Annotated in this window: 23 protein-coding genes; 10 read left to right on the forward strand and 13 right to left on the reverse strand. The window is 43.3% G+C overall.

The window, feature by feature from the left end:
- Positions 1-91: 91 nt before the first annotated feature.
- On the reverse strand, positions 92-568 hold the full coding sequence (locus tag AB0L18_RS27005) for a hypothetical protein (RefSeq protein WP_367390437.1): 477 nt from the start codon (positions 566-568) through the stop codon (positions 92-94).
- A gap of 150 nt (positions 569-718) precedes the next feature.
- Positions 719-1,789 carry a hypothetical protein gene (locus AB0L18_RS27010; RefSeq protein WP_367390438.1) on the reverse strand — a complete coding sequence of 357 codons (1,071 nt, stop codon included), beginning with the start codon at positions 1,787-1,789 and terminating at the stop codon, positions 719-721.
- Between the two features lie 286 nt (positions 1,790-2,075).
- Between AB0L18_RS27010 and AB0L18_RS27015 the strand changes: the two genes are divergently transcribed.
- Complete coding sequence (locus tag AB0L18_RS27015; RefSeq protein ID WP_367390439.1) at positions 2,076-2,582, forward strand: RNA polymerase sigma factor; 507 nt, start codon at positions 2,076-2,078, stop codon at positions 2,580-2,582.
- Between the two features lie 115 nt (positions 2,583-2,697).
- Here AB0L18_RS27015 and AB0L18_RS27020 read toward each other — a convergent pair whose 3' ends face one another.
- Entirely contained in the window at positions 2,698-3,399 is a 702-nt protein-coding gene (locus AB0L18_RS27020) for a hypothetical protein (RefSeq protein WP_367390440.1), read from the reverse strand.
- Positions 3,400-3,587: 188 nt separating this feature from the next.
- Here AB0L18_RS27020 and AB0L18_RS27025 point away from each other — a divergent pair, with 188 nt between their 5' ends.
- Together AB0L18_RS27025 and AB0L18_RS27030 are read left to right on the forward strand one after the other, a co-directional pair.
- Positions 3,588-3,785, forward strand: coding sequence for a hypothetical protein (locus tag AB0L18_RS27025; RefSeq protein WP_367390441.1), 198 nt, complete (start codon positions 3,588-3,590; stop codon positions 3,783-3,785).
- 93 nt (positions 3,786-3,878) lie between these two features.
- Positions 3,879-4,043, forward strand: coding sequence for a DUF1328 family protein (locus tag AB0L18_RS27030; RefSeq protein WP_020539208.1), 165 nt, complete (start codon positions 3,879-3,881; stop codon positions 4,041-4,043).
- A gap of 102 nt (positions 4,044-4,145) precedes the next feature.
- Here the strand turns inward: AB0L18_RS27030 and AB0L18_RS27035 are convergent, their stop codons facing one another.
- Complete coding sequence (locus AB0L18_RS27035; protein WP_367390442.1) at positions 4,146-5,417, reverse strand: DUF2254 domain-containing protein; 1,272 nt, start codon at positions 5,415-5,417, stop codon at positions 4,146-4,148.
- 142 nt (positions 5,418-5,559) lie between these two features.
- Here AB0L18_RS27035 and AB0L18_RS27040 point away from each other — a divergent pair, with 142 nt between their 5' ends.
- Genes AB0L18_RS27040 through AB0L18_RS27050 form a run of 3 tightly spaced genes read left to right on the forward strand, consistent with a single transcriptional unit; the run spans position 5,560 to position 8,187 of the window.
- A complete protein-coding gene (locus AB0L18_RS27040; protein ID WP_367390443.1) occupies positions 5,560-6,210 on the forward strand; it encodes a hypothetical protein in 651 nt (216 codons plus the stop codon).
- A 25-nt stretch (positions 6,211-6,235) separates the two neighbouring features.
- Positions 6,236-7,111, forward strand: a complete 876-nt coding sequence (locus tag AB0L18_RS27045) for a YihY/virulence factor BrkB family protein (protein WP_367390444.1) — start codon at positions 6,236-6,238, stop codon at positions 7,109-7,111.
- Positions 7,112-7,146: 35 nt separating this feature from the next.
- Positions 7,147-8,187, forward strand: coding sequence for a helix-turn-helix transcriptional regulator (locus AB0L18_RS27050; protein WP_367390445.1), 1,041 nt, complete (start codon positions 7,147-7,149; stop codon positions 8,185-8,187).
- 21 nt (positions 8,188-8,208) lie between these two features.
- On the opposite strand, the gene AB0L18_RS27055 is transcribed toward AB0L18_RS27050, so the two are convergent.
- The 3 genes from AB0L18_RS27055 to AB0L18_RS27065 all read right to left on the reverse strand — a co-directional run bounded on the left by AB0L18_RS27055 (position 8,209) and on the right by AB0L18_RS27065 (position 9,522).
- Positions 8,209-8,541, reverse strand: coding sequence for a thioredoxin family protein (locus tag AB0L18_RS27055; protein ID WP_367390446.1), 333 nt, complete (start codon positions 8,539-8,541; stop codon positions 8,209-8,211).
- A gap of 157 nt (positions 8,542-8,698) precedes the next feature.
- Positions 8,699-9,130 (reverse strand): hypothetical protein, encoded by a 432-nt coding sequence (locus tag AB0L18_RS27060; RefSeq protein ID WP_367390447.1) that lies wholly within the window; start codon positions 9,128-9,130, stop codon positions 8,699-8,701.
- 20 nt (positions 9,131-9,150) lie between these two features.
- Positions 9,151-9,522, reverse strand: coding sequence for a hypothetical protein (locus tag AB0L18_RS27065; protein WP_367390448.1), 372 nt, complete (start codon positions 9,520-9,522; stop codon positions 9,151-9,153).
- A 166-nt stretch (positions 9,523-9,688) separates the two neighbouring features.
- On the opposite strand from AB0L18_RS27065, the gene AB0L18_RS27070 reads away from it, so the two are divergent.
- Both AB0L18_RS27070 and AB0L18_RS27075 read left to right on the forward strand, forming a co-directional pair.
- Positions 9,689-9,886, forward strand: coding sequence for a CsbD family protein (locus tag AB0L18_RS27070; RefSeq protein ID WP_367390449.1), 198 nt, complete (start codon positions 9,689-9,691; stop codon positions 9,884-9,886).
- Positions 9,887-9,935: 49 nt separating this feature from the next.
- Entirely contained in the window at positions 9,936-10,367 is a 432-nt protein-coding gene (locus AB0L18_RS27075) for a hypothetical protein (RefSeq protein WP_367390450.1), read from the forward strand.
- A gap of 98 nt (positions 10,368-10,465) precedes the next feature.
- On the opposite strand, the gene AB0L18_RS27080 is transcribed toward AB0L18_RS27075, so the two are convergent.
- A complete protein-coding gene (locus tag AB0L18_RS27080) occupies positions 10,466-13,633 on the reverse strand; it encodes a sigma 54-interacting transcriptional regulator (protein WP_367390451.1) in 3,168 nt (1,055 codons plus the stop codon).
- 336 nt (positions 13,634-13,969) lie between these two features.
- On the opposite strand from AB0L18_RS27080, the gene AB0L18_RS27085 reads away from it, so the two are divergent.
- Positions 13,970-14,296 (forward strand): hypothetical protein, encoded by a 327-nt coding sequence (locus AB0L18_RS27085; protein WP_367390452.1) that lies wholly within the window; start codon positions 13,970-13,972, stop codon positions 14,294-14,296.
- A gap of 423 nt (positions 14,297-14,719) precedes the next feature.
- Here AB0L18_RS27085 and AB0L18_RS27090 read toward each other — a convergent pair whose 3' ends face one another.
- From AB0L18_RS27090 to AB0L18_RS27110, 5 genes are all read right to left on the reverse strand, one after another.
- Positions 14,720-15,232 (reverse strand): RNA polymerase sigma factor, encoded by a 513-nt coding sequence (locus AB0L18_RS27090; RefSeq protein WP_367390453.1) that lies wholly within the window; start codon positions 15,230-15,232, stop codon positions 14,720-14,722.
- A 142-nt stretch (positions 15,233-15,374) separates the two neighbouring features.
- Entirely contained in the window at positions 15,375-17,696 is a 2,322-nt protein-coding gene (locus AB0L18_RS27095; RefSeq protein ID WP_367390454.1) for a BamA/TamA family outer membrane protein, read from the reverse strand.
- A gap of 1 nt (position 17,697) precedes the next feature.
- Positions 17,698-22,941 carry a translocation/assembly module TamB domain-containing protein gene (locus AB0L18_RS27100; RefSeq protein ID WP_367390455.1) on the reverse strand — a complete coding sequence of 1,748 codons (5,244 nt, stop codon included), beginning with the start codon at positions 22,939-22,941 and terminating at the stop codon, positions 17,698-17,700.
- Between the two features lie 275 nt (positions 22,942-23,216).
- Positions 23,217-23,705 carry a pyridoxamine 5'-phosphate oxidase family protein gene (locus tag AB0L18_RS27105; RefSeq protein ID WP_367390456.1) on the reverse strand — a complete coding sequence of 163 codons (489 nt, stop codon included), beginning with the start codon at positions 23,703-23,705 and terminating at the stop codon, positions 23,217-23,219.
- 117 nt (positions 23,706-23,822) lie between these two features.
- Positions 23,823-24,746, reverse strand: coding sequence for an energy transducer TonB (locus AB0L18_RS27110; RefSeq protein ID WP_367390457.1), 924 nt, complete (start codon positions 24,744-24,746; stop codon positions 23,823-23,825).
- Positions 24,747-24,953: 207 nt separating this feature from the next.
- Here AB0L18_RS27110 and AB0L18_RS27115 point away from each other — a divergent pair, with 207 nt between their 5' ends.
- Complete coding sequence (locus tag AB0L18_RS27115) at positions 24,954-26,018, forward strand: endonuclease/exonuclease/phosphatase family protein (RefSeq protein ID WP_367390458.1); 1,065 nt, start codon at positions 24,954-24,956, stop codon at positions 26,016-26,018.
- Positions 26,019-26,127: the final 109 nt, after the last annotated feature.

A 26,127-nucleotide genomic window follows, 5' to 3' on the forward strand; every position in this document is an offset into this window, starting at 1 on the left:
ATGAAGGATATCAGGATGATTGAGAATTGATTTGGCGATTGCTTTAGAAAGATCAGCCAAACCAGTCACACTTATTCGTTATTATTTAGGGCTAGATGCTCATGTCGCGTTGCATTCCACTGGATATTATCCGATGCAATTTGCTGCACACATCTTGTGCCCGCTCCGACATTTGCTGTAGCTTTTCGTACAAACCCTGCGGAATACCATCGTTATCCAGCATACCACTGTAGTACTTCAGTGTTCTTTCCTCTTGGGTTTTATAATGTTGCAGTAAGCTCACATCATTGTTGGACTGCTCGGCAGAAAGTACTTTTACTTCGCTGATCATATCAGCATTGGGCTTTACCGGGCTAGGTGCCATGTCTTCCAGTAACACTCTGATTGTATTTTCCCGATCCAAGTGGTAATCAGCTAAACTATTGGTAAGTGATAAAATTTCTTTTCGGTCTACGAGCGTATCCATCAGCTGACGGTACTGCTCGGCTGATTGCTGATGATATAGGTAAAGTGTAGCGAGATAACCAGCAGTTGTTTGTCTATTTTTCACAGTGGAGGAGACTTGCATAAGTGTTTATTTTTGAAACGGGAAAAGACTTGCCCGTGTTCGTTTATGGTCCCTTTGAAACTTCAGAAGCTAGCAAAAAAAAAGCCCGGGAACATGTGCTCCCGGGACAATCACCCTAAAACATGTCTACTTTGGTGTAGACCCCGATTATTATTTGCGGTCAGATGATGAAGGATATTCACTCATCTCTGATGCCTTTTTTAATTCTTTGGTATACAGGTTATTCAGAGCTACTTGGGCCGTATTGAAAAAGTTGTATGCATGCTCAGATTGATCTAAGTAGAGTCTGTCAGGATCGATTTTATCGGCAGCAGCTCTCAACGCATTCAAGTTTTCATTAGCGATAACTACTCCGTCTAAAGCGGCTATTTCTTCCATCAAGGTGGCTACCGTACTGAAAGCTACACTTGCTGCGTCGGCGTGAGTGTTTGCATATTTGTCTTGCGTCATCTCATTAGCTTTTTCCTTAATAGTAGCTATATGAGTAGAAAAGTTATCGACTTCACCATCTACAGCATTCACCGTTGATTCCATAACGCGGGTAAGTTTCATTAAACCATCATGGGTATAATTATGATCTAATGAAGCTGTTCCGTCAATCTTTACTTCATTGCGTTTCATCCACACATTATAACGGTCTACATCTCGGTAGTAAGTCAGTTCAGGATTGTCTAATGCTACTAAAACAGGGATAAATTCAATGTTTTTTTCGTAGTTGATACGATTAGAAATAGCTTCTTCTAACAGGAAAAAATCAAATGCTTTACGGTAGGAAATGACGTCTTCCATTCTATCAAAAGTCTCCTTTCGAAGTCTTTGCTCATTGATATTGATTTCCCAATAATCTTCTACATATTCTGCTGATTCCTCCGCTTCATCTTTGGCTCTATCATCTTCCTTCATTTCAGCAGCGTATTCGTTCATGAGGTCAATACGCTCATCCATCAATTCATTACGCTCCTTCATGTAATCCATGTACAAAGGATCTAGGGCTATAATTTCGTCTGACGATAAATTTAATGACTCGTATGCATACTCCCGGAAATTGACTCGTAGATAGGCATCCAACATTCGTTCGTAATCTTCATTGGTTACCTCATTGGTTGTCATTTCTTGATTCGTATCAGCCGTAGTATTCATGGCACTATTGCTCTTCTGAGCGAAAACACTAGTAGTCATAAATAAGGCAAATAGTAATGGGATCATTATTCTGTTGAACATAATATTCATTTGATTTTAATTCTTAAATACAGCTTTGCAACGGGAATTATTAAACACATGTTCGTTCATTTTAAAAGTATTTCCATTTTAAAAACCTAATCTCTTACTAGAGATTAACCATCCTACTTTACCCAATACCACCGTAAACAAAGCTTACCAAATAAAGTAAAATGATTAAATATAATCATTATCGTTTCTCTCCCTTATCATAAACAACTGACTAACAGCTACTTGAAATTTTGGCACACCTATTGAACTATAAGAGATGTAATCAAACCACTCAAATATGTCTACTACCGATTTTTCAAAACAACTCAACAACCTACAACTCTTTTTATTTAATTTCGCCATGCGCCTTACCAACAACCATGAGAAGGCCAAAGACCTCGTACAGGATACTTCACTAAGAGCTTTTCGCTATCGTGAAAAATTCCAGATGGGTACTAATTTTAAAGGCTGGATCGCTACCATAATGCGAAATACCTTCATCAATAATTATCGCAAAGAAAAGCGTCAACGCACTGTTAGTGAGCCTGTAGAAGAGTTGGCTTATAGTTTAGAAAGTACAACTATTCCTAGCTATGCTGCAGAAATCAACCTGCGCATGCAAGAGATTCATCACAAGATTGACCAAATCGGCGAACTATACTCTGTACCATTTTTGATGCATTATCGTGGATACGAATACCAGGAAATCGCCAACTACTTGAGTCTCCCCATGGGTACTGTAAAGAGCCGAATTTTTACGGCCCGCAAGAAACTGAAGGACGCTATTGAGCGCGTCACTTCTTAAAGAGATTACAACTTCTAGGTAGACACTACTTTTAATCCCGTTTTAATTTTAAAGGTAAGCCACAGTTTTTCGACTGTGGCTTTTTTTATTTTCAGTTTATCCAAAGTCTATAGCTTTATTGCCATTTAGTGAGTAATTGTTCTGCAGCACGAAGTTCTCGTTCTAACTCATATACGCGCTGCGTTTTTTGTGGCAGGTCTGCTCTAGCTTCTTCATTTTTCTTTCTTGCTTTTTCCAGATCATTTCTCAAATCATTGATGTCTTTCACCAAGTCTTCAATTTTACTTTCTCGCTTAGCCATATCCTCTTCCAGGTCTGCTTTTTCTTCTCTCGCATCTTCTAGCTGTTTTTGCCAATCTGCGACTCGTTGGCGGTAGAATTTCTGATAACTATAAGCTTCGAATTCATTAAGTATTCGTTCGGCAGATTGAAAAACTTCCTGAAATTGATCTTTTCCTGCATAAATATCGTACCCTAAACCAAATCCTAAGCTTACTGTAGTTTTGTCTTCCGCGGTAGTCGTAAGCAGAGAATAGATGTCAAAAGGCTTATTGCTGATCGCTTCTGCACTAACTTCCTTCGCCAGATAAATCTCTCGTTCCCGATTACGATCCTCTCGATCTACATCAATATTATAATGATCATCCCAAAATTCGTCCCAAAGATCAATGACCTGATCGGGAGCAATATTGATGTCGATTTGGTAAGCTGACATTTCTGCATCTTCGAACGACATTTTACTTACCATTTGTGTTTGGGCAGCGGTAAAATTTAAAAATGATCCAATACTAAAAAAGGTTAAAAATAGCTTTCTCATAATTTATTTTGTTACTAATTTCATTCAACTAAGCAACAGTACTCCAAAGTCAGTGTTCGATTTTCAACATCAAAATAATTGCCGGATCGCGTGCAGTAACCTAAGAATTACAGGGCTCCCCATCCTTAAAAAACATCCCCCTCCGAGATGAACATCTATCCTCTTCTGTCAGTTTCAAAAATAAAAAAATGAAATTACTTACCAGCCTTTTACTCTTTCTAATCACTGTTAATCAAACACTTGCACAATCTTCTAGTGAAAGTCCCTACAGTGACCAAACCTTTGATCCTGCCGTCCATACTACTTGGCATTCCCATCCACTGACAATAGGTAGTATTATTCTTATTGGTGCCATTATCCTATTGGTTATTAGAAAAAAAAGATAAAAAGTAGATAATTTATTTCGCCTTCATCGAACACCAGCATCAAACGCTCAGTTTCACTATTATACATTCAATTACTAATTAAAATTAAAAACCATGCTACGCTACGCCCTGATCTTCTTTATTGTTGCAATTATTGCTGGTGTTTTCGGATTTGGCGGTATCGCTGCCGGAGCTGCTGCTATTGCTAAAGTCATTTTCTGGATATTCCTGGTATTATTAGTTGTATCCCTCTTATCAGGCGCAGTGAAAAAAATATAAAATTTCACTAGCCACCTATCACAAAAGACACCGTACGTTTTACGTACGGTGTCTTTTTTACTTTAACCTTTCTGAGAATTCCCAGGCCTCCTCGTCAATCGTCTAAAGGAGACTTATCAACCTCTGATCAGCTACGTTAAGAGAACGCTTCAAGAAGTCTTCTTTTATTTTTTGTACCTCTCGCCGGAATAAAAGTCGTTCGCTCGCAGAAAGCCTTGTGCTTGCTTGTATTTGCCTTAGCGAATAAATGATTTTTCTAGTTACTAGTACATCCCCCGTGCAGTAAGTTCTTAATGGACTAAAAAGACTGAAAAGTATTTCCTCTAAGGGGCGAGCGGTCAACCAGATGAGTGCACTTCCATTTCCATCCACTGCACAATTGTTGGGGCAATGCTGTAAGAAGGTATCTAGCAAACTCGTCAAAAAATCTACGGCACTGATGGCGGTAGCAGGATCATTGATCCCTGGACTCATGGCCTTCACTGCTATTTCAACAACTTGCTTCATCCCATGCAGGCGATCCGATTGCAGGTCTTCCTGCTCCGTGATTAGCAGGCAACTGAGTAACTCTTCCTCAACCTCTTCGTCAACCCCTTTTGATAGTTGTATGACCTCCTGACCACGGATTACAAACTTGCCAGCATAAGGCAATACCTTCACCTGCAACTCTTGCGCTTCACACAAAGCCAATAAATCCTTCATTTCAATCTGTAAGAGATAGCCCGATCTATCGCTGCTTAGTGGTTGCCAGTCTTGGGTGCCCTCTGGTAATTCCTCGTTCCTCAGGAATTTATAGCTACTTTTCTCGCTTAGTTTTTTTTGCGTACTTATATGTAAGTCATTAAGAATCGTGTCTATCCGCACTGCGTTTGAGATCGTCGTGATAAAAGAGATGAATAGAATTAGTCCAACGATCCCAAATATGATGGCTAACAACACGGAAATAATTGGCACTGATTGTTCTAAATCAGAAGGTCCAATTCTGGCCAAAACTGTCAGGTTGTAAATAATTGCTCCGAGGTAAAAGCCTAAAATAAACTGGTGCTGCCGTTTAGAAATCAATCCTGGTAATAATCGGGGAGAGAACTGCGCTGAAGCTTGATTGAGCACTACCATCACCATAGAGAAACTGAAAACAACCAAAGAAATCAGCCCCCCCGTAAGCGTACTGATGATAGAACGGGCAGTATCCACCGAAGCAAGTGCCAAAAAAGTCAATTTTTCGTCGAGTTGCTGAATAAATTCCGAAGAACGAAGGGCTATAATTCCCAAACTGAGCAAGAGAAAACCCAAAGCCAGAAGAAGCGGTAAAAACCAGATTTTGCGGGGAACAGCTTTAATTCTTTGCTTTAGCTGACGCAGGATATTTTTCATTAAACAAAAATTAGTAAGAATTTCTTGGTCAAGCAAGATAAAGTAATAGTACCGAACATCTCTTAAAAACATGAGGTTTCATTATTGAAATATGAGTAATAATAAAAGTTACTTAATCATCTAAGTTTTAAAATAAATGACAATGTTTATTCCTTTAATAAAAAATATGCTTTTGCGCTCTTCCTTTTTATTGGTTACCCTACTAACCAGTATTGTGCTCTTTGGTCAAAACCCCAACTCCAAAGCATGGACTGCCTTCGAGAAAAACTTCGAAGTTACGAACGTAGGGAATTTGCACTTATTTGCACCTACAGCATCCCAGAACAATGCCGACTTCACCTTTTACGGCACCCCTATAGATCGAGGCCTTTACCGGCTTTTTTCGGCCAATTGGCGTGATGAACTTCCCCATGATTTCAACACCTATGCGCTTTATAAGATACGTTATGGTGCATCTGATGCCTACTTACTAAGGTTTCAGGGCCCTGGCACACAAAACATGATAGGGTTATTCACCAAAGAAGATGACCAATTGGTTTATATTCAGACACTTGCCAGTTATTACTGTAATGACAGTATGTGCTGGCAGATGGACAGCTGGTTGCAAGATTTTGATGGAGATACCCGTTTAGATATCCTTAAAAAAGCACGTGTGGTACAATTTACGCTCATGGGAGCTCCTATTGATGAATATACACAAGTCTTAAAGCAAAACAATGACGGAACCTTCTCTCCCACTGAAAATTTTGCTATTTCATTAGAAGACTATCAATTTGAAACGATTGAGCAATAATTTCTTAATTTCCTAATTCCCATACATGATTTCACCCATTGCTTTCAATTTTTTGTGGGCCTGTCTTAAGGAGACTTTGTTTCAGTTTGGTGAAAATGCCCTCATGTTGCGTTCTGCGGCATTGTCTTATTACACTATTTTTTCGCTACCTCCTTTTTTACTTATTCTCCTTCAGGCAACCTCCTTCTTTTATGACCAAGCAGCTATTGAGCAGACAATCTTCCGTCAGCTAAGTGATTATTTTGGTCAACAAAGTGCCGCTCAGTTGTCCGCTACGATTGATAATATTGGTTTGTTTGACCGTGAAGGTTGGTCATTAATGGTGGGCATTGGGGGAATGCTTTTCACCTCTACCACCATCTTTGTAACGATTCAGGGAACTATGAATATCATCTTCCTTGCTAAAGAAGCCAGTAAGAAAATGGGATGGTGGCAATACGTAAGAGGTCGATTAATTGGCTTGGCACTTTTGTTATCAATTGCCTTTATTTTGGTAACCACTTTAACGCTTAACGCTTTAATTACGCGGTTTACCGCTTATATCTCTGAATATATTCCCGATTTGTCAACTGCCTTTTTGTATTTTATTTCACTTACGCTTCCTCTTTTCTTGACTGGCTTGTTCTTCGCCTTTATCTTTAGGTACTTACCTGACCGAAAAATTGATTGGGCTACAGCGCGTTTAGGAGCAACCATAACGACTATTCTTTTCTTTATCGGACAGTATGCTATAACCTTTTATATTGGTCTATCTAATACAGGCAATATGTACGAGGCGGCTGGTTCAATAATGGTCATCATGGTATGGATTTTTTATGCTTCTGCTATCTTTTACTTTGGTGCCCAGTTTACGGCGGTTTATTATCAGAAAATCCTATCACCAATAAGCCTAAGCGAATAAGTTCGACAGCTACTTTAACTAACAACTATCTGATTATGCAATTCACCACTGCACTCAGGAATGCTGAAGTCCTTATCAAGGAATTGGGGGATAAATTTCGTTCTACCATTGATGTAGATTGTCAAAGAAGTAGTATCCAAATACCTCGTAGGCTAGGTAAGGGAGAGATGATCACTTACAAAATAAGCGATGGTATGGATGCCTTTTTGCTTAATGGTAAACTGAAGAGCGACTGGACGATTAATTTTGCCAGAGGGAGCTCAGCGCCAGTTATTTTTTATACGCTGGCAAACGGTATATTTCAGCGCTCCCGCAAAGGAAAATACCAGGAAGATTTCATGCTGGAGCCCCTCCAAAGCACCATCTGTGCCCAGCCTGCCAGAACGACTACGCAGTGGGTATTTGGTAAAGACCAAGAAGTTGCTTTTCTGGCGATTCTTCTTCATAAAAAGGCTTTCTTTTCTAAAGTCGATTGTGCCACCCTTGAGATACCAGAAGATTTGCTAGCGACGATGAAAGATATTGCTGGCAAAAAAAACTTCCTCTTCCAGGATATTTTTCATCTGCCTATTGTCCAGGCTTTAAACGACATTTTCCAGCAAGAAGATATTGGTTTGCTCAATAGCACCTTTGCTACAGCCAAGCTCTACGAAATTCTTTTCCTACAGCTTCAACAATACCAACAAAATAGGGAACAACCTCAAAAGTCAATCGTCAAGCCGGACAATGGCTTGGTTCGTATCCGGGATGCAGGGAATATTCTAGTTAGTCGCTTACAAAACCCTCCCACTATTCCAGAATTGGCAAAAATGGCAGGTATTAATCAACAAACCCTAAAGAAAGGTTTCAAACAGCTTTTCGGGGAAACAATTAATGTTTATCTCAACGCCAAGCGATTAGAGCAAGCCGAAATACTCATAAAAAACGGTGGACTAAAACTACAAGATATCGCACTGGAAGTGGGCTACAACCATCCCAGTTATTTTTCAAAAAAATTCAAGGAAAAATATGGTGTTACACCTCGGTACTACGCCAACCAAGTGCAGGAAACGATGGCCATGGAAACGATGAGTTGACTCCGAAGAAATAAACCCTAATTAATTGTCGGGATAAATATGACTTTCTATTAAAATGCGAAGTTTCTTTTTAGACATAGTTCCAATAATCGTGTCTAAGACCTCGCCATTCTTCATTAGAATCATCGTTGGAACCTGGCTGATCCCAAACGCTTGAGCAATTTTTTCTTGCTCTTCAACATCGACGAAAATTTTTTCTACGTCTGAAAACTCATCAATGATAGCCCTAAGATAAGTTTTAAGAATATGCGTTGATCCGGACCACAAAGAAGAGAAAACCACAATGATCAATTGATGCTTGCTCTTCTCTAACCATGAATTGATTATTTCTTTTTCTGGATTATCTGTAGACAAAACAAGTGGGGCTTTTGCAAATAAAAAAACTTAGTTAATAAATTTTGACTCAGATGCTGGTATTGAGGATTCTATCTGTCATCATTAACCATAATATAAGCTAAGAGTTCGATTTCTACCAAAATCATTACAAAGAATTTTTCAAAGCACAGTTTATTCAAAAAGATACCGGTGTTAATGGAGCCGTTTCTTTTGTCGTTGGTGTTGAAACAGGAGCTACTGGGTTTTCCGTCTGGTCATTCTGCCACAACTCCCATAAACGTAGTAATACAGGAATCAAAGCCCCCCATCTTTCATGGCTGGGTCGCTGAAAAGCTTGAAAACCTTCTTGAAAAGTAGCAAAAAAGGCATTCTCATCTGTAGCGGCAGTTGTTGTCCGGGGCGCACTATTCTTCACAAAGTGTTGGATTCCCGCAGTAATTGCCACTGGAAGGAGTACTTTCCAACTCCCCAACAGACGCACCTTACTGCTATCAATTGTCCCTTGAACTTTTAGATGCAAAAGCTCCTGTGCAACATTGGCTTCTTGTTGTAATCGAAGCCTTTCCTGCCTTAATTTTTGAATACTGTCTATTTTATGAAGTTCCATATTGGTGTGATAAGTTTAATTTATTTCGGTGCACTTTCCTTAAAAATGTCACTGATCACCATTCCCAAGATAGGGTTGGTGAAAAATTGTTGCCTTCCTAAGTACAGTACTACTCCCAGCAAAAAGTAAAATCCACTCAGCAAAAAGAAACTTTCAGCAAAAGAAAAACCGAAAGACGCTACTAGCAAGCATCCCAAGGCAACACTTAGCACACACAAAAAGACAGGCAAAAGCGCAAGCAGGATAAACCCCGTTGCTAAAGAAGCGGTCGTTTTAGCAAGCTTTTCAGCAGCATCTAGTTTTGCCATTTGAATTTTCCGCTCCGCTAACACCTCTAGGTAACCTATTGCTTCCCCTATGTCTTCGGTAAAGTCAGTTTTTGTTGATCGCATCGTTTTTTCAATTTTTCTTTTGCTCTATCCCTTAAACCTCCTTTAATAGCTATGTGTTCGTTACCATCTTCAGTATATAAAACGAATGGATTTAATCTTTTCTACCCCATCACCGAACATACACTGCTCCACCTCAGTTTCAAGAGTGAATCAAAAACAATTAATTATGAGCGCATTTAGTGATCAAGTAAAAGGAAATTGGAATCAAATTAAAGGTCAGCTTAAGCAGGAATATGGCCAACTCACCGACAACGACCTCGCTTTTGAAGAAGGCAAGGAAGATGAATTGGTAGGTCGTCTGCAAGAGAAACTTGGTAAGACAAAAGCTGAGGTCAAAGACATGATCGATAAGATCGGAGGATAATATATCCTTAATGAAAAACCAAATTACATTACCCAAAACCACCTTGCTTATGAAAACGAAATCAATTTTGTATCCCGCCCTTGTCTTACTCCTTTCTTTCGGAATGTTTTTCAGTTGTGACAACAACACTACGACGGAGGACAAGATGGAAGAAGCAGCTGATGACCTCGATGATGCTGGCAATGAAATTGCTGATGCCTTCCGCACGGAAAGCCAGGAATTGAAAGCAGATTTAAAAAACATGCGTGCTGCTATCGACGAACGCATCAAGAAGCTCAACGACAACATGGCTGATGCCTCAGCAGAAGCTAAAGCAGATATGGCCGATGAGGTTGAGCGCCTTGAATCATGGGGCCAAGATATTGATAACCGTATGAATAAAATCGGAGATTCAGTATCCGACGGCTGGCAAGAATTCAAAGCCGATACTCGTCAAGCACTTGATAAAATCGACAAGCAGATGGCTGAGATTATTGAATAGACTTGTAGCCTACAAACGCTATAACACTGCAACGAACACCTTAAAATGAAGAAAGGGTCAGATTTAAAACATCTGGCCCTTTCTCTATTTCCTACTTACTATAAAAGGTACTCCTTTTTCTCAATCCCAAATTTTCGAATCTTAGACATCAGTGTTCGATCATTTAAGCCTAAGAGCCTTCCTGCTCCTGCAGGGCCAGTAATACGCCCTTCCGTACGCTTGAGTGCATCAATGATGTAATTGCGCTGCATTTCATCAAAAGTTGGGAAAGCAGTGTCAAAAAGATCGCTGCCTTGCTGGTTATCCAAGGGAATACGGAGGGTTTCTCCCTGGCATAAGACGACGGCCCTTTCGATAATATTTTCTAACTCACGGACATTACCGGGAAAGCGATATTCTTGCAAACTATTGAGGTCTGCTACGTTGATCTTGACGATTTTCTTCCCTAAACGGGTAGCAAAACGCCGGACAAAATATTCTGTCAATACTTTGATATCCTCTGGGCGTTCCCGCAGGGGAATATTTACAATAGGAAATACATTAAGACGGTAGTATAGATCGGCACGAAAGCGCCCCTCCTTGACCATCTCCTCCAACGATCTATTTGTTGCTGCAATCAGCCGTACATCCACTTTTATCGTTTCAGTCCCCCCTACTCTTTCAAACTCCCCTTCCTGCAAAACCCTCAACAATTTTGCCTGTAGCGCAAGCGGGAGTTCTCCCACCTCATCAAGAAAAATAGTGCCTTTATTTGCTAGTTCAAAGCGTCCTTTCTTACGGGTATGTGCTCCGGTAAAAGCCCCTTGTTCATGGCCAAACAGCTCGCTTTCGATGAGGTTTTCTGGCAATGCCGCACAATTCACTTTAATGAGCGGATAATCCTCTCGCTCACTCAACTCGTGTACCGCACGCGCAAGCAGTTCTTTTCCCGTACCCGTCTCACCTAAAATCAAGACTGTCGTATCAGCATCAGCCACTTGGCTAACTTGTTGTAATACTTTCTGGTAACGAGGACTCACGGTAACGATATTATCTACACGGTAATCCGCGCTGACCTCTTCCCGCAACATGATATTCTCTTCCTGTAAGCGTGCACTCAACTCTTCAATCCGGCGCTGAGCCTTTTCAATTTCTTTACGGCGTAAGTAGCGTTCGGTGAAATTCCTCCCAATAATTACAAAGTAGCGATTACCTGCCTGGTAGATTTCACTAAACGTGAGTTCCAAATAAACGGTATGACCATCTTTTGAAGGCATACTGTACTCGATCGAAGTTCCTGGAACGATTTTAGACAACTTCAACTGAGGGAAAACACGGTGTAGTTGTTGCTCCAACCAATCTTCTTTTTGGCCACCGATGTAATCGACCATTGCCTGATTAAGGTATTCTACCTCACCCGTCTCTTTCAACCATACCACTACTTCAGCTGCCGCTTCTAAAGCCCCATAGGAAAGTTTGAGCGCTAAATCACGTTTCTTTTTCTTGCTTAAATCTCGAAAGTAGATGCACTTATACTCTTCCCCGTTGTAGTTGATGTAATTAAAGTTGGCGTCTAGTACCATTTCCTCGCCCTCCTTATTCAACAAAACGACTTCTTTGCGAATTTCACCGCATTCACGCAGCTCATCCCAAATATCTCCTTGCCGGAACGACTCCACGGTAAACAAGCTTTGGATGCTATTTCCATTGACTTCTTCAGCGAGATATCCGGTCTTCTTTAAAAACTGCTCATTCGAATATTGGATAACACCATCGGGCCTCGACCACAGAATCATCTCTCGGGTGCTATCCAGGGTAAATTCCAGCAAATCCCGGCGACGGCGACGGACTTTAGCCATTGTTATATCACGGCAAAAACTACAGGCAATTTCTTCTCCAGCAAAATTCAGATAATTGACACTTACAGCAGTTTCGATAAGCTCGCCGTTTTTGTTGGTAAGCACAAAAACTTCCTGAAAGTTATTTTCCTTACGCAATCTTTCCCAAAATAGCCGCTTTGCCTCTTCATCAAAGTAAGGAGCAATATCCGTAACTTCCATCGTCTGAAAGTCTTCTTGCTCATATTCTAGCCTCTGCGCTGCTTTGTTATTCACGTAGCGAAAAGTACCATCCGGACGCGTCCAGAAAATCAGATCGGGAGCATTGTCGGTACTGAACTGAGTGAGTTCTAAAAGCTCATTACGCTCCTTAAAATGCGTGATGTCTCTAAGATAAACGCACATCAGTTCCTCATCATCCTGCTTGACAAAATTCGTATTATAGCTCGCTATGATTTCGTTACCTTTTTTCGAAACCACTTTAAACTCTCCTGTGGCAAATTTTTCGTTGCGCTGACTATCCCAAAACTGTTGAAAAGCTTCCGCTGTATTACCTACAACAAAATCATCTATTGTTAAATTACGAAGATCATTCCTGGTAAAATCCAAACGGTCAAGAAAAGACTGATTAGCGTAAACTACCCGTCCATCTTCACGGAGCCAATAAATCAAATCCCGTGCGTGATCCAGCGCAAACTGTGCCAGCTTGTTCCCTTCCAACTCCTGTTGATTTGAAAACGGAGGGTTGAGGGTGCCTACCATTTGTACCGTATGCAAGGCATTGGACAAACTGATCCCACTAACCGCTAAACGCGCATATTTGAAACCCTCTTTCAACAAGATTTCCTCTTCAAAAGGGCTCCCTTCCCTTAGTGCTGACTTAAATTTCTCTTTAAGTTTAGACCAACTCCCAGGAATCAGACATTCCGTCATTCTTTGTTCAAAATCCTCATCGTTTAATACCAACTCTTCCTCACTTTCCCCCCATTCAAAAAAAGACATCAGCAAAGGAGAAATATGCCACTGCTTACGCAGTGAATCGTAACGCCAGTGAGCCGTATTGGTTCTAATACTAAGTACTGAAAGCAGTGCCTCTTTTCCTGTTCGTTCAATTTTATCAGTGATCAACACCAGTGCCAAATTATCGTCAAAAGGCACCATAGTAACCTCTACTGGTCGGAGAAGCGCACCACTCATGGCCAAGTCTGTGGAATAGCGTAAAAAGCCAGCTTTTCGCAGTTCCTTCCAGTTTGCTTTCCAGGCAATAAGGGTGAGATGAGCATCAATCCCTGCCCATGAACGACCTAGCAATTCTTGTTCTGTGTACTGTAATAAGCAAGTTGCCGATTCATTAATAGCATGAACAAAGCCATTGCTAGCAACCAGTAATACTGGATGAGGCAAGGCCTTGATGAACGCCGCTTGGGGTGGTATAAACAATTTATCCAAAATCAAATAACATCATTTTATTAGGGCATATTCACTTAAAAACCATTAGATCTGAAAGTAAAGCGACTAAGTTAGTAATAATTGCTGCCACAAAGAGACAAGGTAAGTATGATTTATAGGGTAAAATTTGCAAGCCTATCCTATACCTCTTGCCCTTATAGCTTACCACTTTAGGATAAACATATTCCTCTCTGAGCAGCGAACATCCAAAAGAACTACCCCGTTACAACTATAGGAAGCAAGACATAATAATTACTAACCTAACCAGTACGATTGTTTCAATTGTGTCGCCTACATACTCACAATCGAAACAATGGTCTACTAATAACTAATGATATGACTGTAAATTACTACGATAATCTGGTTCAAGCTACCGAGGAATTGAGTAAAAGAGGTTTTGATACTGAATTCAAATTTGACGGTAACCAATTGATTAGTATTGATACCAAACACGCTTATCAAGCAGATGCCTTAAAAATTGTGGAATATCACCGTTTTGAAGGTATGACTAATCCAGCAGACAGTTCCGTCATTTTTGCGATCGAAACCAACACCGATGAAAAAGGTACCGTCATCATGAGCTATTCTACAGATGCAGACATGCAGCTTGTTTCCTTTATTGATAAAGTAAAGGTAAAAGCGTCGTATGAACCCCAAGACTAAATGCCAGTTAGGCGTAATAGCGTTCTTTTGGAAAGCGTTTCAATCTATCCCCTCTTATGTTCTTAAGAGGGGATATTTTGTTCTAATGCACGGTTGTATTATGCAAAGATGCATAACCCTGATATAGCATTCTACCACGATCAGAAAAAAATGTAGTAGAATCCGAAAGAAAATACTTCTCTTCTAATAAAAAAGGCCGGTAATACGCTCGACACGTATTCCGACCTTTTGGGAAAGTATTTGAAAGCTTGGGATAATAGACTTGTTCTGCTGGGATCATTTCGGGGGCAAATCGCGCCTTATCTTCCCACACTGTGCCTTTTTTAAGTCGCTTAGCTATGGCTAGGCTCCTCAAAAAAGGCTTCGCGTGGTCGATAATGCATCAATTTTCCCACCAAACTAACCCAGCAGAACAAGTCTAATTTATCTTGCCTCGTAGCGCGACTCAATCAAATCCTTCATTTTTTGGCGAGCAGTAAAAATTCGACTTTTGATGGTTCCTATCGGCAGCTGTAGTTGCTCAGCTATTTCCTGGTATTCATAACCCCGGTAGTGCAATAGAAAGGGAACGGTATAAAGATCGCTGATCTCGTCAAACATCTTCATCAATTCTTGCAGACGTAAGTTGACCTCAGCCTGGTTGCTAAGAATCGTCGTACTTTCCAAGCCGTAAGCCAATTCCTCCACAGGTTCACTCACGGTGCGGTTCTTCTGTTTCTTTCGGTAGTTTGTAATAAAGGTGTTGCGCATAATGGTCGCAATCCATCCCTTAAAATTGGTGCCTACCTGAAATTTTTCCTTGTAGCGAAATGCTTTCATGCTTGTTTCTTGTACTAGGTCCTTAGCTGCCTCCTGGTTGTTGGTCAGGCGCAAGGCAAAGTTGTAAAGAAACAATTGCAAACCATTTAATTGCTCTGTGAAATCGATCGTAGACATATTAGGATTGTTTTAGTTAACGCTAATGCCAATCCTATTTCAATGGGCGTGCCAAAAACATAAGACACTAAAAATCAAAAACTTACCAATTCCAAAGATTCTATTTTTGATTTTATTTAATCAATGTATGAAAAATATCGCCCTAAAATGCTTGCCCAAAAGCGAGTACAAAACGTGGTTTACGATTTGGGGGTGTAGCTGGGTTCGTTTCGTAAGGAATTACAATGGGCTTTGCGATGTCTATTCTCACGATCAGAAAAGACAAGTCGATACGCACGCCTGCTCCCGCATCTACGGCCATTTCCTGGACAAATCTTTGCGCACTGAAATCACCAGGTGTTGGATCGGTTTCTGTTTTGTACAGCCACACATTGCCCGCATCGGCAAATGCTGCCAGTTGAAACATAGACCCCAACTTATAGCGCAGCTCCAGGCTGCTCTCAAACAAAACATTACCGTAGCCATTCTGGCCCAGCAGGTTATTATCTAAGGGCACGGTGATTCCCGGCCCAAGGCCTCTCGGGATAAAGCCGCGTAAACTGTTGGGGCCGCCCACGGTGTATAAATCAAAATAAGGTACGATAGCCCGCCCACCAAAAGGGGTTGCAATACCAAAATGAACCCTAGCCGCAAGCGTAATCGCACGATTAAGATCAAAATAATAACGCAAATCGGCCTCTGGCTGTAGGTAATTGCTCTTCTCTGCTTTTAGGGAACGTTCGTTGCTCCCCACTGGTAATACTTGATTGAAGACCAGCCCTAAGTCCAAATTAGCGAAGAAATGGTGTGGGCTGGCCTTGGTCGTCTTACGCCGCAAGCGGGAATCATAGGTCCAGCGGTAGGCAGGCCCCCAAAGGAACATTCTATCCAAGCGCCCTAAACCCGTCAATCCTTGGGTGAAACCCAGCGAACGACTCAAACTCAACAATTCCTCTGTAGCAACTTCGGGATTCTGATAGCGAAGCCGGAGTACGGTCAAAGTATTAGAAATTGTGGCTTTCCTTCGCCAGCTATAAGCGTATTCTCCACTTAGCTGCCAAAGCCGCACCGCCGAAGTAGCATTCGCGTCAGCAGCTAGCAGCATTCCCAGGTCTTGGTAATCATTGTCTTCAATTTCCGTAGCAAAGCGGTTCAACTGTAGTTGGATATTTTCCATCTTAAAACCGAGTTGAATACTGGTGCTGCTTTTCAAAAAAGCAGGTAATAACCTTTCTCGCTGGGGAAGCCAAAAGCGCGGAATTTCCACGCCCGTTTTGAGACTAAAAATTCCTGACCGAGGAATACGGCTTTCGTTGGCGGGTCCCAGGAAAAAATTATAGGTCACATCTCCTTCCAGGGTAAACAGTTCGGCACCTTGATTAAAATTACGGTTGGCGTATTTGAACCCAAATTCAGGTCCAAAATAGCGGCCACTATTGTACGCCGCCCCTACCTCACCAGCAATGGAGCGAGGTTTTTGCGGTGACAGGTAAATCTGTAAATTGAGCAGACTATCCTGCCCTTCAACGGGCTCGTAATTCAGGCTAATATATTGGAAGGTATTGTAATTCGCCAGGCGCTCAATGGTCTGCTCGTGCGTTTGGGGATTGTACAGCATACCCGGACGTTGGGCGACTGCTTCCGCCATGATATTGGGTTTCAATGGGCAATCCTTACAGATGATCTGTAAACCTTGGTAGATCGTTGTATCTGAGGCCCCACCTTGTTGATCACTTCGCTGATAGTTGCTGTAGATGATAATCTGTTGCAAGCGCTGGGCTTGCAAATGGCGGGGACTTAGGCCATCCTTAAGCTTCAAAAGCAGCCTAATGCCGTGGTCATTGCCTATCGTATCGCCCAAAAACTCCAGGTCCTGGGCGGCAAAATAATAGTATCCTTTTTGTCTTAATCCATCCTCTAGCCGTTGCAACTCCAACTTTAACTGGCCAAGCGAATACCGGCCTCCTTTTTTCAACAAGCTTTTTGTTCGCAAACTATCAAGGATAGCTGCTATTGAAGGGTTGCGGATAGCGTAGCGAATGGTATCTATCGTATAAGCTTCTCCTAGCTCCAACTGATAGTTTACCCGAATAGCCTTTTGTCTCTCTAAAGTATCTGTGGTGTAGGTAGCCAGGCTGTAAAAATGCCCCAGATTGGTTGCCCGATTTTGCAAAACACTCAGCATTTGCTGGCTTTGGCGATCTTGATAAAAAGCGGGTTCCCGGCCTATTCTTTTACCTAACCAGCGCAGTGGTGCATGCTCGCGATAGTACCACCAAACCCGCCAACGAGGGCTAATCCGCTGGGTGATGCTTTCCATGGCTTGCTCACGTAAATTGGCAGTATTGACACTGTCTGCGGCCATCAACTCCAAACCAGCTCCTTTGAGAAGGTATTCGTTGTCGGGTAAATACCGCTTTACCTGGCAATTGCTCAACAAGACCAGGAGGAAAAATAGTAATAAAGGGTATAGCCTAATGTACATCTTATTTTTTCTGCCAAAAAAAACGATTAAAATCCTTACTGAATACCAGCCTGCCCCCAAAGCGAATGGTGTTGCCCCCTACAAATTCATTACGATCACGATCATTAAAGAGCTTAATGCGTAGGTTTCCATCAGGATCTAATAAGTAAGCTACGGAGACATTATCAATATAGGTCTGCGCATCTCCCTCCGTAGTGCCCGTATCGGCCGCGGTATTGGTGACCCCGTCAACACTGACGATCAGACGGTCATTGAAGAAACTTTTTTGTAAACTCAAGCGCAGATTGTAGTTCTGCTCCCCTGTACTTGTCTCGTAGTTTTCTACCCCCAGGTTGAAGTCAACAAACCCCAACTGACTATTGACCAATTGACTAAGGGCATCTCCTACAGCACCTGCGACGCCATTAACGATATTTTCCTGAGGATTGCCTCCAACATCTAGCTTAGGAATCACAAAACTCTTAAAGGTTATCAGCATAATGGCTGTGAGGTAAACTCGGCTCTGATCACTGCGTAATTGGCTAAGCGCATCCTTCACGGCATCAAGGTTTTGATTACCGTAAATGTCTTCTGGATATAGGATATCCGCATTGATGTCCATCCCTTGTAAATCTCCCTTGAGATCAAGCGCCACGAGAAAGGTTTGGCGTTGTCGCAAAGCAGTTTGATCAGCCACCCCCGATGTCACAGACGACACCAGTGGCAGTGGACTCACTTTGACGGTATTGGTGATCGTAAGATCAAATTGGGGGTTGAATGGGTTGCCGGTAAAGATGACTTCGCTGCCAGCTTGCAAATCAAAAGTATAGGTTTGCAGGCCTTCAAGCACCATGTCATAAGCACCTCCAGCCATCCTGATCTGCCCGGTCAGCTGTTGTTGCCCTGTGGGATACTGAATAAAAGTCATGGTACCGTTGCCCCTTCCGGAAAATTCCTGTTGCGTAATTGGGTCAATGATCACGCGGATGCGTAGTTTTTCATTGATTTGCAAATTGGTTTCCAGGTAAGCTCCACTGCCACTTTTTGTGAGGGTGTCGCGTTGCTCATTGGCGATGATTTCTTCCCACTCGTAGGTTTCCGCAAACTTGATGACCCCTTGGGTTGTCTCCAGGCGAGCTTGGTCACCGGTAGAGTAGGCATACGTCAGGTTGGATTCGCTACTCGGAGCCGCAGCAACAACCAGTCGGGGTTCAGCAGCCGTTCCTGTGATGCTTACCTCGGCATCTACGCGGAGGTAACCGTAGAAAAGGTCGTTGTCTTTTTCCGTAGAATTGACGGCCAAAAAATCTTTGGTTCGAGCCTGTAGGTCAAGTTGAATATCTTCCAGCGAATTGACGATGACTCTTCCGTCCAAGGTAGCGTTGTTGTTATTTTCATCCAGTAGGGTGAACTGCTCAAAGAGCATGGTCTTACCATTAAAGCGGATGGTTTGATCATCGAGCCGATACCGGCTCCCCAATAAACTTATTGCCAGTGCGGCGTCCTGAAAACTGACCTGTCCATCAATGCGCGGCTCGTTGATGGTACCTGTTACCGCAAGATTGCCCTCTAGGTAACCTTCTGCATTTTTTAGATACCCTAGCGAAAAAGGCTCAACACTAGCGACCTGTAGCTGCTTCATTGCCAACTGCAAATCCAAAACACCTCCTTCACGGTAAGTACCCCTTACGGAAAGATCATTCCCAGCACCATTTAAACTCGCGGACATCTCAAAATTGGTATTGTCAGTAGAGCTGACGGCGACGGCAAAATCACCCATTGCTTGTTCGTAGTAAGCCAATTGTGCAATTCCCAGGTCGGCACGAATACCCAGATTGGTGAGTACTTCATCAAGGTACACATTACCATTCATGATCCCTCCCAACAAGGCCTCCTCCGAATTGAGTAAGCGACTGAAACGGGCCAAATTCACATCATCAAAGCTGATGGCTAGCCCGTTTTGTTCTGTATCCTCCATACGGATAGAACGATCATTGCGACTCATTACCCAATCTTCTACCGTTAAGGTACTGTCCAGAATCACGATTGCATTGCCTTCCGGCAAACGCCATTCAGAAAAATTAATCACCTGACGGGGCTCCAAAGAAATCTCCTGTCCTCTTGTCGTCTGTCTCCAATTGAAAGAAAAGCGATGTCGGACACTATCCTGCGCAAAGACTTTAAGGGTTGTGTTCAAACCGCCCTGAATTTGTTTGCTTACGATACTGGTGCGGCCGATTGCAATATCTTCTCCGATCACAATATTCCGCCAATCACCATTCAGCGCAAGCTGCTGTTCATCGCCTTCGGCTTTGATGGCCATCCCCTCCAGTCTAATTCCACCATAACTGAGTTGTCCTAATTGCAGATCAAAAAGCAAAGCCGGTTCCTTGTCGCGATAGCTAAAATCAACGCTAAAAGGAGACAGCTCGGTCAAGCCGGGAATAATCCCAGAGGTAAAGGGCCGTGGGTTGGTGAGTTCCATTTCCAACTCAAAATTCTGGCCATTGATGACGGGATCGCCAGCGAAAGGTTCTTCGTCTAAATAGGATGTTAAAAACCTGACGATTTCCGGCATAATCTTAAGTGGGTCAAAAACGCCGGTCAGACGAGCTTGCAAGACATCGCTGTTAATGGTCACCTGGTTTTCTTCCTGGTTTAAGTTGGCCAAAATCAGCATGCTATCGATGTAAGCCGTAGAGCCTTCGCCACGCAGCAGTATATTGTCTAAAAGAATCCTAGCATCCAATTGATCGGCTTTCAGGCCAATGCTATTCACCTCCAGCTTCCCGGACCCTAACAAGGGACGATCACTTAGTTGCCAACGCTCCAGGTCTATTTTATTGAGATCGAAATTTGCTCGTACCAGCGCAGTACTATCCTGGAGTTGGTAACGCCCCTCCCCTGTTCCTTGCAAATAGGGATGCGAAAAAACCAGCTGTGCGCGGTAGTCATTCTCGCTAATTTCCGCATTGAGATCTAGTAGTTGGCCGCGTTCTTCTTCCGTCAGGCGGGTGTGGATGCTGGCCGTAAAGGTCGGTTCCAAGCTGCCAACGGCTTGAATTTCCATACGTAAAGGTTGGAGTTCCAAACTGGCAATGGTATCATGAATAGCTCCTGTAAACAGCTCGGCCAACTCGGTATCAAACAAATCCAGATCAAGGGAAAAGTCCTTGGGCTTATAAATTCCGCTAACATTGCCGTTGCCATTGCTGGTGTTGATGGGTAAATTGAATGCCAGATCATCCAGTTTACCCGTAAGGCTAGCATTCTGGATGCGCAGATTAGGAAGATTAAAATCTGGCGACAAAAGGCTATCGGGTAGCAAGGGCAAGACATCGGCAGTTCTCACATTGAGGTCCGCCAATTTCAGATCGAGGAACAGCGCTTCTGGGTCCAGCACTTCTTTTACCTTACCTCCCACTTTCAGATAGGTTTCGCGACCGGGAAGAAAAAGTTGCAGATCGACGACCAGGTTATTCATGGGGCCGCTGACTGAACCTGAAGCCTCCAGATAGTCGGGGATTTGGTAGCCTTCCGGCAATGCTTTCGGGGGGAGATAAGCCTGAATGCTCTGTCGGGTTACAAAGAGGGTATCCATGAAGACGTCAAAAGTCGCTTGCTTGAAATCGGCGGGCTTGAGGATTTTCCCTTGCAGCAAAAACTGGGTCCACAGTGGCGTGGTTAGGCGTTCCTCGCGGGCGCGTAGGTTGAGGGACAAATTTTGGTTGAGATAGCTGACGCGCCCTTGGGCACTCACAAGGCGGGGCCATTCGATATAGTCGGGCAATAAATCCGGTGGTAAAAGTACGCGTACCTTATCGGGTTCCACCTGAAAACGATCAAGGGTCAACTGCCCCCCTATTTGCTCAGGGTCCAGCGGCCGGTATACTTCTCCTTTAGCGCGTAGATCTACTCCTGGTGCCTGAACATCCAACTGGCCAATATTCAGCTGCTCGCCTTCACTAGACAAATTGGTCACAAAGCTGATCTTACTCCCCGGATAATCTTGCAGCCAGGGTGAAGTAAGGCTATCTGGTAGCAACTTCAGCAATTCACTGATCGCTAAATCTCCCTGCGCGCGAGCGGTAAGATCCAGATTATTGGAGAGGCTATCTTCAGGGAAACCGTAACGAAAAAGCGTAGCGTTCAGGCTACTTTGCTCGGTGTCGAGCACTAAATTTTCCACGACCAAAGCAATAGAATCGTAGGTAATATCTCCACTTAGGTGATTAAGCTGCAAGCCGCTTTGGTCTTGCCCCTGTAGCTCTAATATCTTGGCCACCAGCTGCGTCCCAGAAAAATCGAATGCGGATAACTCCCCATTGATTTGACGGATGGCCAGATGATTGGCATCAAAACCACCTTTCGCCGCCGGAGCAGGCGTATCGTACGTTATGGAGCCCCCACGCATGGTCAGGTCCGTAAACGAGGCAGCCGTAGTTTCCCCTAAGGTAGTCCGCAGTTCTCTTACTTGTAAAGCGGCAAAGGCTGTCTGCATATCCAGACTATCCATAGAGAGACTAAAATCCACCTCATCCAGCAGCAAATCCTGACATGCAGCAATGATGGCCGCCGCTGCAGTGGTGTCCACAGGAGAAGGTTCTGTCTGGCCCAATACCACCTTGACTTTAGCTTGCTGCAAAAAAAGCCGTTCCAATAAGAAGGACTGTTTTTCGAGATCAATCGCATCAGCGATCAGCACCCCATTCTCCAACTTTACATCCAGCAACAATCCGCCGGGATCATCCTGATAATAGAGGTCAATGCCTTGCAGGTTCAGTTGGGTTTGTTGTAAATTGAAGGTCCAACCAGAAGAACCCGCAGGTTCCGCAGCAGGCTTCACGGCCGTCGTATCGACGGGTGCGAAGGCGTCAATAATGAATTGAAAATTACTTGTGCTGTCGGTAGTGATGATCCTGGCATACACGTCTTCCAACAATACATTGTCTACGCTTATCTCTTGTCGTAGCAAGGCCCACATATCCAAACCCAGCTTAAGGTGTCCGAGTCGGGCCAAGGTATCGCCCTGTGGTGTATTGATGAAAACATCGTGCAGTTGCAAGAGCCGAGGAACTCCTAAGCCGAAACCACCAATGCCAACTTCCGTTTGCAAGGTCTGTTCCAGAAAGGATGCTGCCTGCTCCGTCGCCCATTTTTGTACGGGTGGCGTATGCAGGGCCACCACCACAATGCCGATCAATGACACGAGCGTCAGCAAGAGCCACATTGCTGCCTTAAGCAGCCATTTTATTCCTTTGCGCAACAATAGCGGGGTGATTAATTAATTTTGTAAACCATGGTTTGATGAACAGTGTTCGTTCCATTTTACACTTGAAAGAAAACTTGTTGTTGAAGCGTAAGTTATTTTTGATCCGTCACTAAGTCTCGAAGATAAAACGAAAATGCGCTACTAAAGTTGGGAAATCAAGTAGGTGTGTACAACACATTAAAGTATAGTTGCCTCTGGCGAGTTTATATCCCTATATCCCCTCTAGCTTAGGGCCCCATCTCTAGACGGTCTTTCGACGAAAGCCCAGCTTAGATATTAAGATCCCCCGTCACCCCGATGTTCACTTCTTCCCCGGCAAGGGTCGCCTTAGCCATCTTGTACAGGGTAACAATTTTCCCCTCAGCGGTTGTCCAGTAATGAGCATCTGTTGGTTTCACTTCTAAGATCATCAAGCTGGGATCGTCTTTTCCATCAAACCATACATTCGCGATGGGGTTGTAAAATTTGTCAATCTTGCTTTGGTCGCGATAGATGGTAGCTTCTCCATGCACGGCCAGATAGGAGCTGCCGTTGTTGTACAGCAGATCAACTTCCTTGCGCTGACGAATCTGCTGCGTGCCGTCTTCGTCGTTTTTCACAAAAAACAAGAAGTTACCTTCCGCATCTACTTCTAGCGTAGTCATGGGTCTTGCTTCTTGTCGGTAAGGCATGGTGTAGGTGCATAGAAAACAAACCTGCCGATTGGCGATGGCTTGCATTTTTTCAATGGCTTCTTGATCTGATAAGTGCTTAATCATTGGTTGTATTTTTAAGGTTAAAAAAGTGAATTGGGTACCGACAAGTAGTCGTAATACCCAAATTCACTTTATTCAATAGCGTCATTGTAGGGGAAAACAGGTTCTCCTGCAAGGTGCCTATTTCATTCTTACTGCGTTGATGATATTGTAATTGATGGGCAAGTTCAAGCGTGTTGCTACGGCTTTGCCATTACGGCGGGCAGGTATCCAGTTGTCCATGGCCCTCACCATTTCTACTGCCTGTTCGCGACAAGCAGCACAGTTACCATTCTTACTTCGCGCGGTCACTTTATCATCCTGAATTTTACCGTTGGCGTCTACGACGAAAGATACGATCGTGGTTGTCTCGCGGTTTCTGCGAAGGGCATCAACAGGATAGTCCGTTTGTTGAAAATAGTCTTGGATGGCATCATTTGAACACTCGAGCATTTCCTCACTATCTTCTTTTGCCTTACAAGCATTCGTAAATAAAGGTGGGCGCTCCAGCAATGCCAGCTCGGTATAAACTTTATCCTTGCTGTTCTTTCTTTTTTCCACAAATGCTTCAGTGTAGACGGTCGCATCGGGCAAATCATTCATAATATCCCACAGGAAAAAATTGTAATAAGCATTGGGCATCACATAGTCCTGTTCCCACCAGATATCATCTACCTTGGTTACATCAATATCTGACATATTATCGGGCAGAGGATTCAAATTAATACTGCTTTGCTGGCTGTCACTATTCTGAGGCGACTTCCGGTCAGCATTGCTACTGGTGCTTGCTTTGGAAGCCCGAGCGCTGGTTTGCGCATTGTCATCATCACTGACCATCTTGCGATAATTCTTATCTACTTCCGTATTATCTTGTTCGGTTTTGGTTTTTTCTGGAGTTACTGGCACCGTTTCAGCAGGGTAAACATAGTCCGTGTCTACCATTGCCGTATCAGTAGCTGCGGTCTCGTTTTCCGAATTGGTATTTTGTTGGTTACAAGCAGTAAATACCAATAGCATACACAAGGCTAAAAGTTTACTACCCATTTTTAATGATAAATTTTTCATTGGCTGTATTTTTAGGTTATCAATGGACTTCTTCTTTATCTGAATGTTTCATGCAGCCACAGAAGAAGCTATTTTATTCAATTGTAATTATCTCAAAATGTGACACTTACATCCATTGAACCTAAAAAAAGGAAGAGATGTTTGTTCTCATCGAACTATTCTCCCCATTTTAGGGCTTAATACGAAAGCATATTAACTTCCCAAAAAATGGTCTGGATAACTGTCCTGCTGGTTGCCTTTTGCCTGATCGCCATGATCTTTCCGCTGCTACCCAGCAATAGCTGGCTGTTTAATATTTTCACTTACCCCCGTATCCAGATTATTTGTATCCAGATGGTTACGGTGGTCATAGTCTTCGCAACCTACGGTGCGGAAAAGTGGACCATTATTTTCGCGGTACTCATGCTAACCAATGTGTTGTTGATCTTCCGAATTATCAAGCCCTATACCCGTTTGGGGAAAAAAGAACTCTTGGATCTGGACGACACGGTAGAAACCAAAACAACCCTCTCGCTGCTCATTTGGAATGTTTATCAGTTCAACCAGCAGTACCAACCTTTTATCCAACTGGTCAAAGAGAAAAACCCTGATCTTCTATTATTGTGTGAAACCAATGAGTGGTGGACCAACCAGCTACAAGAAATCAGAGACCGCTATCCCTACCACCAGGAAGTACCGCTGGAGAATACCTACGGGATGTGTCTGTACTCGCGTCATCCTTGCAATGATGTCCAGGTAAAGAGCTTGGTCGGAGAAGACGTGCCTTCCATTAGGGCCACCATCACGCTTGAGGGTCAACACCAAATTGCGGTCTTTGGCATACATCCTATTCCTCCTTACCCCGCCTACAGCACCAGCAAAGCTCCCAAAGATGCTGAGCTATTACTGATTGCTCAAGAAGTAAGCGCTGCGAAACATCCCTGCATCGTCTTTGGCGACATGAACGACGTGGCCTGGAGCAATCTGACCACGGCTTTCCAGAAAATCAGTCGCCTGCTTGATCCCCGCCGTGGGCGCGGTATCATGCCTACCTTCCATGCCAAAATCCCGCTGATGCGCATCCCCATCGACCAGATCTTTTGCAGCTCCGACTTTCGCCTTATTGACATCAAACGCATGCCCGCTATGGGCTCCGATCACTTCCCCATCTTCGTCACCCTGGCACTCACCACCAAGGCCAGCATCACCCAAACACTCGACATGAGCCACCCCAATCAGCAAGACCAACAACTCGCTGAGGAGCGAATTGCGGAGGGACTGGCATTGGCGTAAGACATGGAACAAGTCGAGCCCTTATCTCAGGATAGCCACTCAGATTAGCACCTAATTGAAAAAAATGTGCTGGATAAACCATTTCACCTGATGGGAGTCTTACATTGAA

The organism is Lewinella sp. LCG006 (assembly GCF_040784935.1).
Taxonomy (GTDB): Bacteria; Bacteroidota; Bacteroidia; order Chitinophagales; family Saprospiraceae; genus Lewinella.

Excerpts from the sequence above, each read along its gene's own strand:
- AB0L18_RS27095 (WP_367390454.1), bottom strand. The coding sequence starts at position 17,696 with ATGTACATTAGGCTATACCCTTTATTACTATTTTTCCTCCTGGTCTTG.
- AB0L18_RS27005 (WP_367390437.1), bottom strand. The coding sequence starts at position 568 with ATGCAAGTCTCCTCCACTGTGAAAAATAGACAAACAACTGCTGGTTAT.
- AB0L18_RS27065 (WP_367390448.1), bottom strand. The coding sequence starts at position 9,522 with ATGCGATCAACAAAAACTGACTTTACCGAAGACATAGGGGAAGCAATA.
- AB0L18_RS27040 (WP_367390443.1), top strand. The coding sequence starts at position 5,560 with ATGTTTATTCCTTTAATAAAAAATATGCTTTTGCGCTCTTCCTTTTTA.
- AB0L18_RS27085 (WP_367390452.1), top strand. The coding sequence starts at position 13,970 with ATGACTGTAAATTACTACGATAATCTGGTTCAAGCTACCGAGGAATTG.
- AB0L18_RS27115 (WP_367390458.1), top strand. The coding sequence starts at position 24,954 with ATGGTCTGGATAACTGTCCTGCTGGTTGCCTTTTGCCTGATCGCCATG.
- AB0L18_RS27030 (WP_020539208.1), top strand. The coding sequence starts at position 3,879 with ATGCTACGCTACGCCCTGATCTTCTTTATTGTTGCAATTATTGCTGGT.
- AB0L18_RS27060 (WP_367390447.1), bottom strand. The coding sequence starts at position 9,130 with ATGGAACTTCATAAAATAGACAGTATTCAAAAATTAAGGCAGGAAAGG.
- AB0L18_RS27045 (WP_367390444.1), top strand. The coding sequence starts at position 6,236 with ATGATTTCACCCATTGCTTTCAATTTTTTGTGGGCCTGTCTTAAGGAG.
- AB0L18_RS27105 (WP_367390456.1), bottom strand. The coding sequence starts at position 23,705 with ATGATTAAGCACTTATCAGATCAAGAAGCCATTGAAAAAATGCAAGCC.
- AB0L18_RS27020 (WP_367390440.1), bottom strand. The coding sequence starts at position 3,399 with ATGAGAAAGCTATTTTTAACCTTTTTTAGTATTGGATCATTTTTAAAT.
- AB0L18_RS27010 (WP_367390438.1), bottom strand. The coding sequence starts at position 1,789 with ATGTTCAACAGAATAATGATCCCATTACTATTTGCCTTATTTATGACT.
- AB0L18_RS27110 (WP_367390457.1), bottom strand. The coding sequence starts at position 24,746 with ATGAAAAATTTATCATTAAAAATGGGTAGTAAACTTTTAGCCTTGTGT.
- AB0L18_RS27050 (WP_367390445.1), top strand. The coding sequence starts at position 7,147 with ATGCAATTCACCACTGCACTCAGGAATGCTGAAGTCCTTATCAAGGAA.
- AB0L18_RS27035 (WP_367390442.1), bottom strand. The coding sequence starts at position 5,417 with ATGAAAAATATCCTGCGTCAGCTAAAGCAAAGAATTAAAGCTGTTCCC.
- AB0L18_RS27075 (WP_367390450.1), top strand. The coding sequence starts at position 9,936 with ATGAAAACGAAATCAATTTTGTATCCCGCCCTTGTCTTACTCCTTTCT.
- AB0L18_RS27025 (WP_367390441.1), top strand. The coding sequence starts at position 3,588 with ATGAAATTACTTACCAGCCTTTTACTCTTTCTAATCACTGTTAATCAA.
- AB0L18_RS27015 (WP_367390439.1), top strand. The coding sequence starts at position 2,076 with ATGTCTACTACCGATTTTTCAAAACAACTCAACAACCTACAACTCTTT.
- AB0L18_RS27070 (WP_367390449.1), top strand. The coding sequence starts at position 9,689 with ATGAGCGCATTTAGTGATCAAGTAAAAGGAAATTGGAATCAAATTAAA.
- AB0L18_RS27090 (WP_367390453.1), bottom strand. The coding sequence starts at position 15,232 with ATGTCTACGATCGATTTCACAGAGCAATTAAATGGTTTGCAATTGTTT.